17 protein-coding genes are annotated in these 17,259 nt (G+C 67.5%); 15 read left to right on the forward strand and 2 right to left on the reverse strand.

The genetic code is table 11. The annotated features are described in order from the left end of the window. Positions 1-46: 46 nt before the first annotated feature. The 5 genes from rpsB (at position 47) to KIK15_RS16565 (ending at position 4,513) form a co-directional block, all read left to right on the forward strand. Entirely contained in the window at positions 47-889 is an 843-nt protein-coding gene (rpsB, locus tag KIK15_RS16545; RefSeq protein ID WP_214245820.1) for a 30S ribosomal protein S2, read from the forward strand. A 197-nt stretch (positions 890-1,086) separates the two neighbouring features. Continuing rightward, positions 1,087-1,911 carry a translation elongation factor Ts gene (gene tsf, locus KIK15_RS16550; RefSeq protein WP_214245821.1) on the forward strand — a complete coding sequence of 275 codons (825 nt, stop codon included), beginning with the start codon at positions 1,087-1,089 and terminating at the stop codon, positions 1,909-1,911. 199 nt (positions 1,912-2,110) lie between these two features. Beyond that, a complete protein-coding gene (gene pyrH / locus KIK15_RS16555) occupies positions 2,111-2,857 on the forward strand; it encodes a UMP kinase (RefSeq protein WP_214245822.1) in 747 nt (248 codons plus the stop codon). Between the two features lie 103 nt (positions 2,858-2,960). Beyond that, positions 2,961-3,518, forward strand: a complete 558-nt coding sequence (frr, locus tag KIK15_RS16560) for a ribosome recycling factor (RefSeq protein WP_214245823.1) — start codon at positions 2,961-2,963, stop codon at positions 3,516-3,518. A 95-nt stretch (positions 3,519-3,613) separates the two neighbouring features. Continuing rightward, positions 3,614-4,513, forward strand: a complete 900-nt coding sequence (locus KIK15_RS16565) for a phosphatidate cytidylyltransferase (protein WP_307851941.1) — start codon at positions 3,614-3,616, stop codon at positions 4,511-4,513. Between the two features lie 22 nt (positions 4,514-4,535). Here KIK15_RS16565 and KIK15_RS16570 read toward each other — a convergent pair whose 3' ends face one another. Continuing rightward, on the reverse strand, positions 4,536-4,895 hold the full coding sequence (locus KIK15_RS16570; protein WP_214245824.1) for a lipopolysaccharide assembly protein LapA domain-containing protein: 360 nt from the start codon (positions 4,893-4,895) through the stop codon (positions 4,536-4,538). A 91-nt stretch (positions 4,896-4,986) separates the two neighbouring features. Between KIK15_RS16570 and rlmN the strand changes: the two genes are divergently transcribed. Next, positions 4,987-6,096 (forward strand): 23S rRNA (adenine(2503)-C(2))-methyltransferase RlmN, encoded by a 1,110-nt coding sequence (gene rlmN, locus KIK15_RS16575; RefSeq protein ID WP_214245825.1) that lies wholly within the window; start codon positions 4,987-4,989, stop codon positions 6,094-6,096. On the opposite strand, the gene KIK15_RS16580 is transcribed toward rlmN, so the two are convergent. Continuing rightward, positions 6,097-6,390, reverse strand: a complete 294-nt coding sequence (locus KIK15_RS16580) for a DUF2631 domain-containing protein (protein ID WP_214245826.1) — start codon at positions 6,388-6,390, stop codon at positions 6,097-6,099. A 125-nt stretch (positions 6,391-6,515) separates the two neighbouring features. On the opposite strand from KIK15_RS16580, the gene puuE reads away from it, so the two are divergent. The 9 genes from puuE (at position 6,516) to KIK15_RS16625 (ending at position 17,244) form a co-directional block, all read left to right on the forward strand. Beyond that, entirely contained in the window at positions 6,516-7,454 is a 939-nt protein-coding gene (gene puuE, locus KIK15_RS16585; RefSeq protein ID WP_250324876.1) for an allantoinase PuuE, read from the forward strand. Then, positions 7,451-8,620 carry a 1-deoxy-D-xylulose-5-phosphate reductoisomerase gene (dxr, locus tag KIK15_RS16590; RefSeq protein ID WP_214245827.1) on the forward strand — a complete coding sequence of 390 codons (1,170 nt, stop codon included), beginning with the start codon at positions 7,451-7,453 and terminating at the stop codon, positions 8,618-8,620. The genes puuE and dxr overlap by 4 nt, the downstream gene beginning before the upstream one ends. Before the next feature lie 8 nt (positions 8,621-8,628). Then, positions 8,629-9,846 (forward strand): RIP metalloprotease, encoded by a 1,218-nt coding sequence (locus KIK15_RS16595; RefSeq protein ID WP_214245828.1) that lies wholly within the window; start codon positions 8,629-8,631, stop codon positions 9,844-9,846. Between the two features lie 11 nt (positions 9,847-9,857). After that, positions 9,858-11,060 (forward strand): flavodoxin-dependent (E)-4-hydroxy-3-methylbut-2-enyl-diphosphate synthase, encoded by a 1,203-nt coding sequence (ispG, locus tag KIK15_RS16600; RefSeq protein WP_214245829.1) that lies wholly within the window; start codon positions 9,858-9,860, stop codon positions 11,058-11,060. Between the two features lie 128 nt (positions 11,061-11,188). Continuing rightward, positions 11,189-12,028 carry a GNAT family N-acetyltransferase gene (locus KIK15_RS16605; protein WP_214245830.1) on the forward strand — a complete coding sequence of 280 codons (840 nt, stop codon included), beginning with the start codon at positions 11,189-11,191 and terminating at the stop codon, positions 12,026-12,028. 88 nt (positions 12,029-12,116) lie between these two features. Next, positions 12,117-13,961 (forward strand): penicillin-binding transpeptidase domain-containing protein, encoded by a 1,845-nt coding sequence (locus KIK15_RS16610; RefSeq protein ID WP_214245831.1) that lies wholly within the window; start codon positions 12,117-12,119, stop codon positions 13,959-13,961. A gap of 44 nt (positions 13,962-14,005) precedes the next feature. Then, positions 14,006-14,869: a type I methionyl aminopeptidase gene (gene map / locus KIK15_RS16615; protein ID WP_214245832.1), complete on the forward strand. Its 864-nt coding sequence runs from the start codon at positions 14,006-14,008 to the stop codon at positions 14,867-14,869. Then, on the forward strand, positions 14,870-16,411 hold the full coding sequence (locus KIK15_RS16620) for a cobyric acid synthase (protein ID WP_214245833.1): 1,542 nt from the start codon (positions 14,870-14,872) through the stop codon (positions 16,409-16,411). An 11-nt stretch (positions 16,412-16,422) separates the two neighbouring features. After that, positions 16,423-17,244, forward strand: a complete 822-nt coding sequence (locus tag KIK15_RS16625; RefSeq protein WP_214245834.1) for an alpha/beta fold hydrolase — start codon at positions 16,423-16,425, stop codon at positions 17,242-17,244. Positions 17,245-17,259: the final 15 nt, after the last annotated feature.

The raw sequence follows: 17,259 nt of genomic DNA on the forward strand, positions 1-17,259 counted from the left end.
ACACCGTGACCGACGACCAACTGCACACGAGAAGAGAACAATCGACATGGCTGTCGTGACCATGAAGCAGCTGCTGGACAGCGGCGCTCATTTCGGGCATCAGACCCGACGTTGGAATCCGAAGATGAAGCGATTCATCTTCACCGATCGCAACGGCATCTACATCATCGACCTGCAGCAGACCCTGACCTTCATCGACAAGGCCTACGAGTTCGTCAAGGAGACCGTCGCCCACGGTGGCACCATCCTCTTCGTCGGCACCAAGAAGCAGGCACAGGAATCCATCGCCTCCGAGGCCACCCGCGTCGGCATGCCCTACGTGAACCAGCGGTGGCTCGGCGGAATGCTGACCAACTTCTCCACCGTCCACAAGCGCCTGCAGCGCCTGAAGGAACTCGAGACCATGGAGCAGACCGGCGGTTTCGAGGGTCGCACCAAGAAGGAAATCCTCATGCTCACGCGTGAGATGACCAAGCTCGACCGCACTCTCGGTGGCATCCGGGACATGGCCAAGGTGCCGTCTGCGGTGTGGATCGTGGACACCAACAAAGAACACATCGCCGTCGGCGAGGCCCGCAAGCTGAACATCCCGGTCATCGCGATCCTCGACACCAACTGCGACCCCGACCTCGTCGACTACCCGATCCCGGGTAACGACGACGCCATCCGCAGTGCCGCCCTGCTGACCCGCGTGGTGGCCTCAGCGGTCGCCGAGGGTGTGCAGTCGCGTGCCAGCCGTGGTGCCGACGGCGACAGCAAGCCCGAGGTGGGAGCCGGTGAACCCCTCGCCGAGTGGGAGCAGGAGCTGCTGGATCAGGCGACCGCACCCGTGGGCGACGCCCCGGTCGCCGAGGCTGCGGCAGCTCCGGCGGCCGACGCCGGCGCCTGACGCCCCGCCGAGGACCCCCTCGGCGTGAGATCTCGTTGCAGCCGACGGTGTCGGGCCACCCGGCCCGGCACCGTCGCTGTGATCGGACCCGACACTCTCGCGGCGTCGCCCGACGACGCGTGACATCACCAATGTGGTGTGCGACAGGCGCTTTGGGCGCCCGCCGCCCGCCCGAGATCGAAGGAGGCTCGCCACTGATGGCGAACTACACCGCCGCCGACGTCAAGCGGCTCCGCGAACTGACCGGTTCCGGCATGCTCGACTGCAAGAACGCACTGGCCAACAATGATGGCGACTTCGACAAGGCTGTCGAGGAGCTGCGCATCAAGGGCGCCAAGGACGTGGGCAAGCGCGCTGAGCGCTCCACCGCTGAGGGCCTCGTCGCCACCCGCGACGGCGTGATGATCGAGATCAACTGCGAGACCGACTTTGTCGCCAAGAACGACGAGTTCCAGCAGCTGGCCGACAAGATCGTCACCGCCGCCGTGGCGAGCCGGGCCGGCGACCTCGAGGCGCTGTCGGCAGCACCGCTCGACGGTGGCACCGTCGGCGAGGCCGTGGCCGCGCTCTCGGCCAAGATCGGCGAGAAACTGGAGCTGCGGCGCGTCGTGGCCTACGACGGACCCGTCGCCAGCTACCTGCACAAGCGGGCCTCCGACCTGCCTCCCGCGGTCGGTGTGCTGGTGTCCTACACCGGCGACGGCCCCGACGCTGCTGAGGCTGCTCGGGCGGCCGCCATGCAGGTGGCCGCGCTCAAGGCGAAGTACGCCACCCGCGACGAGGTTCCTGCCGACATCGTCGAGAACGAGCGGCGCATCGCCGAGCAGACCGCACGCGAGGAGGGCAAGCCCGAGCAGGCGCTGCCCAAGATCGTCGAGGGTCGTGTCACCGGGTTCTACAAGGACGTCGTGCTGATCGACCAGTCCTCGGTGCAGGACTCGAAGAAGACGGTGAAGGCCGTGCTGGACGAGGCCGGTGTCACCGTCGTCGCGTTCACCCGGTTCGAGGTCGGCCAGGCCTGACAACCCACGTCGGCAGCCCCGTCGGAGCCATCCGGTGGGGCTGTCGTCGTATGTGGCGGCCGTGACGTGGGGGGCGCGATGGCGGTCGCTGACCGCATAGGATCATCGGGGCACCGGGCCAGACTCCGTCACGCGCCGAGGTGGCGCGTGTGCCGGAAGATGCATCTCGCAGGTGCCGTGATGACACGAAGGGTGACGCATGACCGAGCAGACGGCCGCCGACGAGGGTTCGGCCACGCGCAAAGGCTATCGGCGGGTGGTTCTCAAACTCGGCGGTGAGATGTTCGGTGGCGGCAAGGTGGGGCTCGATCCCGATGTGGTCGCCACCGTCGCCGCCCAGATCCGTGACGTGGTGGCACGTCAGGTCCAGGTGGCGGTGGTCATCGGTGGCGGCAACTTCTTCCGCGGGGCCGAACTGCAACAGCGTGGCCTCGATCGTGCCCGTTCGGACTACATGGGCATGCTCGGTACGGTGATGAACTGCCTGGCGTTGCAGGATTTCCTGGAGAAGGAGAACGTCGCGACGCGGGTGCAGACCGCGATCACCATGGGACAGGTGGCCGAGCCTTACCTGCCGCTACGAGCCCAGCGGCACCTCGAGAAGGGGCGCGTGGTGATCTTCGGTGCGGGCATGGGCATGCCCTACTTCTCCACCGACACCACCGCTGCGCAGCGCGCACTGGAGATCAAGGCCGAAGTGGTGTTGATGGCCAAGGCGGTCGACGGGGTGTATTCCGCGGACCCGCGCGTCGATCCGTCTGCCACCCTGTTCAGCCAGATCACTCACCGTGAGGTGATCGAGAAGGGGCTTGCCGTCGCCGACTCGACCGCCTTCAGTCTGTGTATGGACAACAAGATGCCGATTCTCGTCTTCAACCTGCTGCAGGAGGGCAACATCGCGCGGGCGGTCGCAGGTGAGAAGATCGGCACACTGGTCAGTACGTGAGAACAACCCCAGCACGCGGGATCCGGTACCACCCCGAGCACCCCCACCCCGAGCACCCGCGACCCAGCACCACGCAGTCCAGCACCGTGACGGAGGCAAACCCGTGATCGACGAAACACTCTTCGACGCCGAGGAGAAGATGGAGAAGGCCGTCAGTGTCGCCAAGGACGACATGGGGTCGATCCGCACCGGCCGCGCCAACCCATCGATGTTCAATCGGATCGTCATCGACTACTACGGCGCCACCACCCCCATCACCCAGATCTCCTCGATCACCACACCCGAGGCGCGGCTGGTGGTCATCAAGCCGTATGAGGCGAGTTCGCTCAAGGACATCGAGACCGCCATCCGCAACTCAGATCTCGGGGTGAACCCCAGCAACGACGGCACGATCATCCGGATCGGCATCCCGCAGCTCACCGAGGAACGCCGACGTGAACTGGTCAAACAGGTCAAGGCGAAGGGTGAGGACGCCAAGATCTCGATCCGCAACGTTCGTCGCAAGGCTGTCGACGAACTCAAGCGCATCCAGAAGGACGGTGAGGCCGGCGAAGACGAGGTGGGTCGGGCCGAGAAGGATCTCGACAAGACCACCGCCGGCTACGTCAGCCAGATCGACGACCTGGTCAAGCACAAAGAAGCCGAGCTGCTCGAGGTCTGATGACCCGCAGGTCCCACCCCGAGATGGTGTCGGCCTGTTGGGTGGGACACGGCGAGGCGGCAGATCGAGTGGCAACGGGAGAGACGAGACGTGGTGTGACCGAAACCGAACCGACGCGGACCCAGTCCGGTCAACCGTCGGGCCCCGAAGGTGACGCTGCGGCGGCACCGCCGGCCACTTCTCGCGCCGGACGCAACCTACCCGCCGCGATTGCGGTCGGCGGTTCCCTCGGTGTCGGCGTGCTGCTCACCCTGATCTTCGCGCCGATCGGATGGATTCCGGTGGTGGCGGTGGCGATCGCGGTGGCCGAATGGGAGGTCATCAAGCGGCTGCGGACCGGCGGCTACGGCGTCGCGATGCTCCCGTTGTTCGTCGGCGGCCAGGCGATCATGTGGTCGGCGTGGCCGTTCGGTGTCACCGGGGTACTGGTGTCGTTCATGGCCACCGTTCTGGTGACCATGGTGTGGAAGTTGTTGTCGCAGGGCACGTCTGCGGCGCCGGTCAACTACCTTCGCGATCTCGCCGTCACCATCTTCGTGCTCGCATGGCTACCGCTGCTGGCATCGTTCGCGGTGTTGCTGGTGTTGCAGGATCGCGGCTGGGCGCGCGTGTTGACCCTGATGATCGTCGTCGTGTGCTCCGATGTCGGCGGTTACACCGCAGGTGTGCTGTTCGGGCGGCATCCGATGGTGCCTGCGATCAGCCCCAAGAAGTCGTGGGAGGGCATGGCTGGGTCGCTGCTGTTCGGCACGGTGGGTGCAGTCTGCACCGTCACGTTCCTCGTCGAGGGCCAGTGGTGGATCGGCGTGATCCTCGGACCGGTCCTGGTTGTGTGCGCGACTCTGGGCGATCTGGTGGAGTCCCAGGTCAAGCGTGACCTCGGCATCAAGGACATGGGCACGCTGCTACCCGGACACGGCGGCATCATGGATCGCCTCGATTCCATCCTGCCCTCGGCCTTCGTGGTGTGGGCCGTGCTCAGTGCCTTGATCTAGGGGCTTGAGCTGACCCCCCTGATCACGCCTTCTTGATGGCCCGTTTCACCTGGTGGATCCGTGCGGCCCCGACTACTCCGGCCACCAATGCGCCCACGGCAGCTGCGATGAGCAGACCGACACCCTGAGGCAGCGACACCGTCCAGAACAACAGGTGGGTCTGCTGACTCTCGAGGTTCTGCAGGATGAACACCAGCAGGAGGATCAGCAGGGCGGCGCCGGTGATCAGGCCGGCCCAGGCCGAGGCGGTACGGGTGTACTTGACTCCTCGGAGAGCTCGGCGGGCGGCCGAGATGTCGGTGTCGGGATCGACCGCAGCCGGAGGCAGGCCCGCGCCGTCTGCGGCGTCGCCGTCGGGAGCGGAGTCGGCGCGTTGAGTCATGGGGGATGCGTCCTATCGTTGTGATGCTCGCTCGAACGGTGGTGCCACCGTTCGATTGGACTTCTCCGTATTCATACAGGAACGTCACACCATGCCCGGTCCTTCCCTGCCCCTCGTGTTCGACGCCCCGCGCCGCGGTCGGCCGCCGGTCCACCTCGCCGATCTCGACGCCGACGGCCGCGTGGACGCAGTGGTGGGCCTAGGACTGCCCCGGTTCCGGGCCGATCAGCTGGCGCGGCAGTACTACGGGCGGCTGTGTGCTGATCCGGCCGAGATGACCGATCTGCCCGCGGCGGTCCGTGAGGCGGTGGGGCAGCGACTGTTCCCCACCTTGATGACCCCGGTCCGTCACATCGCCTGTGACGACGGGACGACCCGCAAGACGTTGTGGCGCCTGCACGACGGGACGATGGTGGAGTCGGTGCTGATGGGCTACGCCGATCGGACCACGGTGTGTGTGTCCAGTCAGGCCGGTTGTGGGATGGCGTGTCCGTTCTGTGCCACCGGCCAGGGTGGGTTGGACCGCAATCTGTCCACCGCCGAGATCGTCGATCAGGTGCGCGCCGCGGCTCGTGCTGTGGCCGACGGGGAGCTCGCCGGAGCGCGGCGGCTGTCCAACGTGGTGTTCATGGGCATGGGTGAGCCGTTGGCCAACTACAACCGGTTACGAGATGCGTTGCTGCGCATCATCTCGCCCGCTCCCGACGGGTTGGGGATCTCGCAGCGCTCGGTCACGGTGTCGACCGTGGGGCTGGCACCGGCTATTCGTCGGCTTGCCGACGAGGGGCTGCAGGTTCGTCTCGCGGTGTCGCTGCACACGCCTGATGACGAGCTGCGCGACACCCTGGTGCCGGTGAACAACCGATGGCCCATCGACGAGGTTCTCGCGGCGGCACGCCACTACGCCGATCGTTCGGGCCGTCGTGTCTCGATCGAGTACGCGCTGATCCGGGACGTGAACGATCAGCCGTGGCGGGCACGGTTGTTGTCCACCCGATTGCGACAGCATCTGGGAAATCTGGCGCACGTCAACGTGATACCGCTGAACCCGACGCCGGGTAGCGAGTGGGATGCGGCACCCAAAGATGTGGAGCGCAGGTTCGTGGCGTTGGTCAACGAGGGTGGTGTGGCGTGTACGGTTCGCGACACCCGGGGCCGGGAGATCTCGGCCGCCTGCGGTCAGCTGGCCGCAGAGGGGTGATCAGTTCTTCCACTTGCCGCGGCTGAGCACCAGATCGCGGATGAGGATGAACCACAGCACCGCGGTGATGCCGATGAGGTAGAGGTCCTCGACCCGGCCCTTGTGGTTACCGATCAGCATCGCCAGCAGCAGCACCCCGGCCAGCCAGCCCGCCACCCGCATCGTGGTCTTGTTCTCGCCGTGCCATCCGAAACGTGCGCTCGGGGCGTCGGCGGGTTCACGGGCCCAGCCGGTGTCGATCGGCTCGTGTGCGACCTCGCCGTGCTTGGTGTGCTCGACCTCGCTGCTTGCCACTGTGTCTCCTCGTGCTCCTGCGCCGCTTCCCGCGGGCGCGGACGGTGGTGTGCTTCAGCATATCGTCGGTCGTCCGACGGCCTGCGGCCACCGAGGCCGGGTGTGACAATGACGGCGTGTCGCTCATGTCATATCGCTCCGAGAACTACCCGCGCGACATGGTCGGCTACGGGGCCCATCCGCCGGATCCGCGCTGGCCGGACAACGCCGCGATCGCCGTCCAGTTCGTCTTGAACTATGAGGAGGGCTCGGAGAACAGCGTGCTGCACGGCGACGCGGCCAGTGAGACCTTTCTCTCCGAGATGGCCGCGCCTGCGGCGTTCCCGGACCGACACATGAGTATGGAATCGCTCTACGAGTACGGCTCTCGTGCGGGGGTCTGGCGCATCCTGAGGTTGTTCGATCGGCGGGCGCTGCCGCTGACGGTGTTCGCCGTCGCCCAGGCCCTGGCCCGCAACCTCGAGGTCGCCGCCGCGTTCGCCGCTCGGGGCGATGAGATCGCTGCGCACGGCTACCGCTGGTTGAACTATCAGCAGATCGATCCAGCCGTCGAGGCAGACCACCTGCACCGGGCGGTGGAGTTGCTGACCGAGATCACCGGGTCACCGCCGGTGGGCTGGTACACCGGTCGTGATTCGCCCAACACCCGATCGTTGGTGGTCTCCCACGGCGGCTTTCTCTACGACTCCGACAGTTACGCCGATGACCTGCCGTACTGGGTTCGGGTCGGATCCGACGCCCCGGTCGATCACCTGGTGGTGCCCTACACCCTCGACACCAACGACATGAAGTTCTCATCGTCCTCGGGGTTTGCCACCGGTGCCGACTTCGAGACCTATGTCTGCGATGCGTTCGACACGCTCTACGCCGAGGGCATCGCCGGGTCGCCGAAGATGCTGTCGGTCGGATTGCACTGTCGGCTGATGGGCCGACCGGCGCGGATCGCAGCTCTGGAACGGGTTCTCGACCACATCGAGTCGCATGAGCGGGTGTGGATCGCCCGCCGCGCCGACATCGCACGACATTGGCATGCCCACCATCGGCCGACCACAATGACGCGGTGACCACCCGTGTACTGATCCTCGGTTCCACCGGCTCGATCGGCGTGCAGGCGCTGGAGGTGATCACCGAGCACCCGGACCGGTTCTCGGTGGTCGGCCTGGGCGCAGGCGGGTCCAACCCGGACCTGCTGATCGCTCAAGCCCGTACCTGGGGGCTGGGCCCCGAGGCGGTGGCGGTGGCCGATCCGACGGCGGCCATCGAGGTCGGAGCGGCTCTGGGCGGCGCCGTCCGTGGCGGCGAGTCGGCGATGTGTGAGCTGATCGAGTCGGTGCAGGCCGACGTGGTGCTCAACGCGGTGGTCGGATCGCTGGGGCTGCGGCCCACGCTGGCTGCCCTGGGCACCGGTGCGCGACTTGCGTTGGCCAACAAGGAATCTCTCGTCGCTGGGGGAGCGCTGGTGCTGGCCGCTGCGGCCCCTGGGCAGCTGATCCCCGTCGACTCCGAGCACTCGGCCATCGCGCAGTGTCTGCGCGCGGGCACCACCGCGGAGGTCGAGCGGCTGGTGGTCACCGCATCCGGCGGCCCGTTCCGCGGATGGACCGCCGCACAGCTCGAGTCGGTCACCCCCGAGCAGGCCGGACGACACCCCACCTGGTCGATGGGGCCGATGATCACCCTGAACTCGGCAACCCTGGTGAACAAGGCGTTGGAGGTGGTCGAGGCGCACCTGCTCTTCGACGTGCCCTACGACCGCATCGATGTGACCGTGCACCCGCAGTCGATCGTGCACTCGATGGTCACCTTCGTCGACGGAGCCACCATCGCCAAGGCCTCACCGCCGTCGATGAAACTACCGATCGCGCTGGCCTTGGGGTGGCCCGACCGGGTGCCCGGATCGTCGACCGCATGCGACTTCTCCCACGCCGCCACCTGGACGTTCGAGCCGGTCGACGACGTGGTGTTCCCGGCCATCGAGCTCGCCCGCGCGGCGGGGCGCGGCGGGGGCAGTCTGACCGCAGTGTTCAACGCGGCCAACGAGGCTGCCGCCCAAGGATTCTTCGACGGGGCCATCACGTTCGGGCGCATCGTCGGCATCGTCGCCGACGTGTTGGCGGAGGCGAACGAGTGGGCGCGTGAGCCGGGTACCGTTGAGGACGTCCTCGCAGCGGACTCGTGGGCGCGCCGGCGAGCCGCCGAGTTGGTCGGCGACGCGGGGCTAAGGAGGTAGAAGCGCAGGTGGGGTTCATCCTGGGAGCAGTCCTGTTCGCCGTGGGTCTGCTGCTGTCCATCGCGTGGCACGAATGTGGGCACATGTGGGCCGCGCAGCGCACCGGCATGTACGTGCGCCGCTACTTCGTCGGCTTCGGCCCCACCATCTGGTCCACACGGCGCGGCGAGACCGAATACGGACTGAAGTGGCTGCCCCTCGGCGGCTTCTGCGACATCGCCGGGATGACCACCTACGACGAGATCGACCCGCGCCATGCACACCGGGCGATGTACCGGCAGAAGGCGTGGAAACGGCTGGTCGTCCTGGCCGCCGGGCCGGCACAGAACTTCGTGCTCGGATTCGTGCTCATCATGGTCTTGGCGGTCGGCTGGGGGCTGCCCAGCCTCAGCGGCAACACCAAGGTCGGGGTCGCGGAGATGTCGTGCATCTCGCTGTCGGCCGATGCCTCCGGGAAACTGTCGTCCTGCACCGGCACCGCCCCGGCCCAGGCCGCCGGGCTGCGGGAGGGCGATCGGATCGTGGCCGTCGACGGGACGAAGATCGCGACGTCGACGGATCTGGTCGCCACGATCAAGAAGACCTCCGGACCCTCGGCGGTGCTGACAATCGAACGCGACGGACGTGAACAGAACGTGACAGTCCCGGTCACCCAGGTGCAGCGCCCGGTTCGATCCCCCGACGGGACGATCACCTCGACCACCGTGGGCGCGATCGGGGTATCGCTGTCCGACGCCGGGATCATCACCCACTACAACGTGCTCTCTGCGGTGCCGGGTTCGGTCGCCTTCACCGGTGAACTGCTTGTCAAGACGGTCGACTCGCTGCTCTCGCTGCCGCAGAAGGTCGGCGCGCTGTGGACCTCGGTCACCGGCGGTGAGCGTTCGTCGGACACGCCCATCAGCGTCTACGGGGCCTCGGTCATCGGGGGACAGGCCGCCGACCGAGGCCAATGGCCGTTCTTCATCTACCTGCTGGCCAGCATCAACTTCTTCCTGGGCCTGTTCAACCTCGTGCCACTGCTTCCGCTCGACGGTGGACACATGGCGTTGATCGGATACGAGAAGGCCCGCAACGCAATTCGCCGTCGGCTGGGCAAGGTGGCCCGAGGGCCGGTCGACTACATGAAGATGATGCCCGCCACCTACGCGGTGCTCGCGGTGATGGGTGCGTTCATGGTGCTCACGCTCAGCGCCGACATCATCAACCCCGTCAAGGTCTTCTAGGAAGTGAGTTCATGACCTCGCAGAGTTCTGCTCCGAACAATCCGGGTTCGTCCACACCGATCGGTCTGGGGATGCCCGCCGGACCGCCGCCGGTGCTGGCACCGCGCCGACGTACCCGGCAGATCCAGGTGGGTTCGGTGGGGGTGGGCAGTGATCACCCCATCTCGGTGCAGTCGATGACCACCACCAAAACCCACGACATCAACGCCACGCTGCAACAGATCGCGCAGCTGACGGCGAGCGGATGCGACATCGTCCGAGTCGCCTGTCCGCGCCAGGAGGACGCCGACGCCTTGGCGGTGATCGCCAAGAAGAGTCAGATCCCTGTCATCGCCGACATCCACTTCCAGCCGCGCTACATCTTCGCCGCCATCGAGGCCGGCTGCGCTGCGGTGCGTGTGAACCCGGGCAACATCAAGGAGTTCGACGGACGGGTCAAGGATGTGGCGCTCGCGGCCAAGGACGCCAACATCCCCATCCGGATCGGCGTGAACGCCGGATCGTTGGACCCGCGGCTGCTGGCCAAGTACGGCAAGGCCACGCCCGAGGCGCTGGTGGAATCGGCGTTGTGGGAGGCGAGCCTGTTCGAGGAGCACGGCTATGGCGACATCAAGATCTCGGTCAAGCACAACGATCCGGTGATCATGGTCGAGGCCTACCGCCAACTCGCCGCACAGTGCGACTACCCGCTGCACCTGGGGGTGACCGAGGCCGGGCCCGCGTTCCAGGGCACCATCAAATCCGCGGTCGCCTTCGGGGCGTTGTTGTCCGAGGGCATCGGCGACACCATCCGGGTGTCGCTGTCGGCCCCGCCCGCCGAGGAGGTGAAGGTGGGCGATCAGATCCTGCAATCGCTCAACCTGCGCCCCCGCAAGCTCGAGATCGTCTCCTGTCCCTCCTGCGGGCGGGCCCAGGTGGACGTCTACACCCTCGCCGAGCAGGTCACTGCCGGACTCGAGGGTCTGGAGGTGCCGCTGCGGGTGGCGGTCATGGGATGTGTCGTCAACGGGCCTGGTGAGGCCCGCGACGCCGACCTCGGTGTGGCGTCGGGCAACGGCAAGGGCCAGATCTTCGTCAAGGGTGAGGTGATCAAGACCGTGCCCGAAGCGCAGATCGTGGAGACTTTGATCGAAGAGGCTCTTCGCATTGCGGCTGAAACAGGGAACACTGACGATGGCGCGGTTGTCGGTGGCCCGGTGGTGACCGTCAGCTGAGCTGACCTGCGCGTCGAGATCACGGTCCCGACACGCATCCACGTGCACCCGGACGATTCGACCGGGCGCTGTTGTGCACGATCCGGCGAACACGTCGGGTCGCTCTCACTCCGATCGGGCCGGGAGCCATGGTTCTGAAGCTGTTGGGCGACAAGCCCCTCGGTTCGCGGGATGCCGAGGTGGTCGGTCACGCCCTCGATCTCGACCCGGTGGCCATGTGCATGGTCGCCGCGCGAGTCGAGGAGCAAGGGGTGAGCCCACGCTCGCTCGGCGGCGAACTGTGGAGCAACGGCGATCCGCTCACGGCCCTCTGTTTCTCCGGTGCGAACCTCATCCCGCTGCTCGGCGACGCCGAGGACATCGCGGCGTTCGCCGCCCGGGCCCTGCGCTCTCCGCGGATGTGCTCGTCGGTGGTGGGTCGGGCCGAGCACGTGATGGAGTTCTGGCGCCATGCCAGCAGCCAGTGGGGTCCGGCGCGCGAGGTGCGGTCCGATCAGCCGTTGTTGGCGATGTCGGGCCCCCCGGCCATCGCACCCGACCCGGGTGTGCGGCGGGTGCGGATCACCGAGATCGACGCCTACCTGCCCGCCGCCATCGACATGTTCACCGGGGAGGTGGGGGTCGACCCGTGCCTCGGTGACGGCGGCCGATCGTACCGGCGTCGGATCGCCGCGTTGATCCGAGCCGGTCGGGCCTACGCCCGGTTCGACGACGGCGAGGTGGTGTACAAGGCCGAGGTGGGGTCGATGTCACGCCGGGTCGGTCAGATCCAGGGGGTCTGGGTGTCACCGAAGCGCCGCGGCAAGGGCCTCGGGGCCGCGGGAACGGCCGCGGTGGTCGCTGCGATCACCGCCGAGTCCCGCACCGCGAGCCTCTACGTCAACAGCTTCAACCACCCCGCCCGAGCGGCCTACCGTCGCGTCGGTTTCGACGAGGTGGGCACCTTCGCGACCATTCTCGTCGACTGACCCCCTCGATCTAGGACCTCGAATCGGTTGGGGTACCCGCTGCGTGGCGTCGTGATCCCGGGCGCGGTCCGGCCTAGCATCAGAGCCGATGATCAGCCCCACACCGCGCAAGACCCCGATCGCCCACCGGGTGCAGATTCTGGTGGTCCTCCTCGCGGTGGGGTCGGTGCTGTGCTCGGCGGCATGCACCTCGACGAGCGACAACGGACCGCGAGCTGCCGCCCAGCGTTTTCTGACGGTGTTCGCCGCCCACGACACGGCCGCCGCCGCCAGGAGCACCGACTCGCCGCGACAGGCTACCGCTGACATCGAATCCGCCTGGGCCGGACTGCAAGCCACCGCCATGACCGCGAACGTGGGCAAGACCAGCGTCACTGGTGACACCGCCTCGGTGGGCGTGCGGTACCGCTGGACGTTGCCGCGCGGTCAGGTGTGGACCTACACCGGGGCGATCGCCATGGCGCGCAACGACTCCGGTTGGCAAGTGCGGTGGGACAACACCGACATCCATCCCGATCTCGGTGCCACCCAACGCATGCAACTGCAGACGATCACCGCGCCGGTGGGTTCGGTCGACGAGGCCGACGGTTCGTCGGTGCTGGTCGCGGGTTCGGTGTTCCGGATCGGCTTCAACGCCGCCGCCGCCAACGCGGCGGGTTCCATCGGGGACGCTGCGGTGCGGTTGACCGCAGTCCTGGCTCGCTTCGACCCGACGCTCAACGCGCAGGCGATCGCCGAAGACGCGAGCGCGACCACCGGCACCTACGCCGTGGCCACCCTCGATCGCGCACGCTACGACCAGATCAGCGATCAGCTGGCAGCCGTTCCGGGCGTGTCGGCCTCCGAGCAGGCCGACCTGGTGCCCACCGACCCCACGTTCGCCCCGGCCCTGCTGACGCAGGTCAAAAAGCAGGTGGCCGCCGATCTCGACGGCAAGGCCGGGTGGCGGGTGCTCTCCCTCAACGCCAACGGGGCCACCGCCGACGTACTGGCCGAGGTGGCGCCGCAGCCCGCGCCGTCGGTGGACATCAGTCTCTCGCGCACGGTGCAGGTCGCAGCTCAGCGCGCGGTGGACAACCGTCGGGATCTGGCGACCATGATGGTGGTCATCCAGCCCTCCACCGGACGGTTGCTCGCCGTGGCGCAGAACTCGTTGGCCGACAAGGGCGGACCGTTGGCCACCATCGGGCAGTACCCGCCGGGCTCGACGTTCAAGATGGTTACCTCGGCGGCCGCCATCTCCACCGGACTCTCGCAGCCGGGTACCCTCGTCGGCTGCCCGGGGGAGGTGACCATCGGCGAGCGGACCATCCCCAACTACAACAACTTCGCGTTGGGCACCGTGTCGATGCAGATGGCTTTCGCCCGCTCGTGCAACACCACGTTCGCCAAGCTGGCCAGCCAGATGGGGCCGTCGGACCTGGCCAACGCGGCCGCAGGCATGGGCATCGGCACCGGCTTCGACGTCCCGGGAATCCCGATCCAGTCCGGCTCGGTGCCGATAGCCCCGGAGTTGATCGCACGAACCGAGGACGGCTTCGGTCAGGGCAAGGTGCTGACGAGTCCGTTCGGTTTGGCGATGGTGGCGGCCACAATCGAGCACGGTTCGCGGCCTACCCCGCAGCTGATCATCGGGCGACCCACCACGGTGACCGGGCCGCATCCCACCCTCGACCCGACGGTGCTCAGTGCACTGCGCCCGATGATGCGTGCGGTGGTCCTCGACGGCACCGCCGATCGGATCAAGGATCAGGGCGAGGTGTTCGGCAAGACCGGGGAGGCCGAGGTCCCCGGCGGATCGCATGCCTGGTTTGCCGGCTACCGGGGCGATCTGGCCTTTGCGACACTCGTAGTCCTGGGTGCCAGCTCGGACAACGCGGTCGCTGTCACCCGGGACTTCTTCACCGGACTGCCGCCGGGTTACGCGGCCTGATCAGCGCGCTTCCGCCGGGGTGCCACGCCGATAGGATGGTCGACATGTCCGTACGAACTGTCCTGGAACCCGGCGTCATCTCGCCCACGCTGCCGGTGCCGAACTCCATCGCGCGCCCCGAGTACGCGTGGCGACCCGACGCCGACGAAGGTCACGAGCCGTGGGTGCAGACCGCCGAGACCATCGAGAAGATGCGAATCGCAGGGTCGATCGCCGCGGCCGCGCTGGCCGAAGCGGGCAAGGCGGTGGCGCCCGGGGTGAGCACCGATGCCCTCGACCGGATCGCCCACGAGTACATGGTCGACCACGGTGCCTACCCGTCGACGTTGGGCTACAAGGGTTTTCCCAAGTCCTGCTGCACCTCGCTGAACGAGGTGATCTGCCATGGCATCCCCGACTCGACGATCATCGAAGACGGCGACATCGTCAACATCGACGTCACCGCCTACATCCACGGAGTGCACGGCGACACCAACGCCACCTTCCTCGCCGGAGATGTGGCCCCGGAGGTGGCCGACCTCGTCGAACGCACCCACGCTGCGACCATGCGCGCGATCAAGGCAGTGCGCGCCGGCCGTGAACTCAACGTGGTGGGCCGCGTGATCGAGGCGTACGCGAATCGGTTCGGCTACAACGTGGTTCGTGACTTCACCGGCCACGGTATCGGTGAGACCTTTCACAACGGGCTGGTCGTGTTGCACTACGACGAGCCCAACGTGGACACCGTGTTGGAGCCGGGCATGGTGTTCACCATCGAGCCGATGATCAACCTCGGTTCGCTGGCCTACGACATCTGGGATGACGGCTGGACCGTGGTCACCCGCGACAAGAAGTGGACTGCGCAGTTCGAGCACACCCTGGTGGTCACCGAAGACGGGGCCGAGATCCTCACTCTCCCTCCGCAGTAGGTGGCCGCCGCGCTGCTCGTGGGGGGCGCCACCTCCGATGCGGGCAAGAGCCTGGTGGTCGCGGGCATCTGCCGGTCGCTGGCCCGGCGTGGGGTGTCGGTGGCGCCCTTCAAGGCTCAGAACATGTCCAACAACTCGGTCGTGACCGCCGACGGCGGCGAGATCGGTCGTGCCCAGGGCATGCAGGCCTTGGCGTGCGGGCTGGCGCCGTCGACCCGGTTCAACCCGGTGTTGCTCAAACCCGGCGGCGACCGGCGATCGCAGGTGGTGGTGCGTGGGCGCGCCGACGGGTGGGTGGGTGCCCACGACTACCACGAGCGTCGCGCCGCCCTCGCCGAGGTGGTCGCGAGCGAGCTCGCCTCGCTGCGTTCGGATTTCGACGTGGTGATCTGTGAGGGCGCCGGGTCGATCGCCGAGATCAACTTGCGCGCGAGTGATCTGGCGAACATGGGGTTGGCCCAGGCCGGTGGGTTACCGGTCATCGTGGTCGCCGACATCGACCGCGGGGGAGTGTTGGCCCACCTGCTGGGGACCGTCGCCGCGCTGTCGCCGTCAGATCAGGCGCACGTGGTCGGGTTCGTGGTCAACAAGTTCCGGGGCGCCCAGTCCATCCTCGACCCCGGTCTGGAGTCGTTGCGTGCGTTGACCGGACGCCCCACCCTGGGTGTGCTGCCGTACCTGAACGACCTGTGGATCGACGCCGAGGACTCGTTGTCCACCCCGATCGGACGCCGGGTGGGTCCGTCGACGCCCGCGCTGGGGTCGGCTCGGATGCGTGTTGCGGCCCTGCGGCTTCCGCGTGTGTCGAACTCGACCGACCTCGAGGCGCTGGCGTGTGAGCCCGGCGTGGACGTCACGTGGGTCGACGACATCGCCTCAGTACACGCGGCCGATCTGGTCGTGGTGCCCGGTACGCGAGCGACTGTGGCCGATCTGGGTTGGTTGCGTGAGCGGGGACTTGACCGGGCGCTCGGCGAGCGGGCCACAGCCGGGCGGCCGGTGATCGGAATCTGTGGCGGATACCAGATGTTGGGCACTCACATCGATGACGACGTCGAATCCGGGCGCGGTCAGGTGCCGGGATTGGGACTGCTCGATGTCACGGTGCGGTTCGACGCGGAGAAGACGGTACGCCCGGTGACCGGACGCTGCGCCGGGATCGCGGTGGCGGGATACGAGATCCACCACGGACGCGCCGAGGTCCACGGCGGTCGCCCCTGGCTCGACAGTGACGCCGATGGCCCCGAGGGATGTGTCGTGGGTCCGGTGCGGGGAACGCACTGGCACGGGTTGTTGGCCAATGACGCGATGCGGCGCGGTCTGCTGGCCGAGGTGGCCGATGCGGCCGGTCTCGACGGTTTCGTGGTCGCGACCGACACCGACTTCGAGGCGACCCGGTTGGCCCAGGTCGACCGGATGGCCGATCTGGTCGACACCCACATCGGGACCGCCACCCTCGACGCGGTGCTCACCGCGGGGATCGAACATGATCTGCCGACGGTGACCCTCGGGCTGGGCCCCGGTGCGAAGCCGCGCACGTAGGCTTTGTGGTGATGACTGTCGACACCTCGACCGTGGCCGTCGGTGACCTGGAGTTCACCGTCCGCACCGGTGGCTCCGAGTCCGCGCCCGCCGTCCTGCTGCTGCATGGCTTCCCCAGCAGCGGAACATGTTTCGACGCCGTGGTGGGGCGCCTGCACCAGTCCGGACTGCGGACGGTGGTACCCGACCAGCGTGGGTACTCGGTGGGTGCCCGCCCGTCCGCCGTCGAGGACTATCGGATCGATCGGCTGGTCGCCGATGCGATCGGCATCCTCGACGCGCTCTCGATCGGCTACGCACTCGTGGTCGGACACGACTGGGGTGCGCAGGTGGCATGGCATCTCGCCGGTAAACATCCGGACCGCGTCAGCGGGCTGGTCGCGGTCAGCGTCGGCCATCCCTCGGCGGTCGCGGCGTCGCTGGCCACCTCGGATCAACGGCAACGATCGTCCTACATCCCCACCCTGATCGACCCCGCGGCCGAGGACCGGTTGTTGGCCGACGACGCGGCCGCCCTGCGGGCGATCGTCCCGGACGATTCGGTGGCTCCGCTGCTGGAGCGTGACGGTCTGACCGGTGCTCTCAACTGGTATCGCGCGAACTTCACCGGCGACATCGCCGCCACCCTGGCATGTCCCCCCATCGAGGTCCCGACCACCATGATCTGGAGCGACGCCGACACCGCGCTGGGCGGCGAACAGGCCACCGGCAGTGGACGTTTCGTCTACTCCGACTATCGCTACTGCGAGCTCAGTGGGGTGGATCACTGGGTGCCGCAGAACGCGGCGGCCGCACTGGCCAGCGAGATCGCGCTGCGGTCGGCCACCTACTGATCTGCCGTCGCCGGC

Origin of the sequence: Williamsia sp. CHRR-6 (assembly GCF_018474015.1) — a bacterium.
GTDB lineage: Bacteria > Actinomycetota > Actinomycetes > Mycobacteriales > Mycobacteriaceae > Williamsia_A.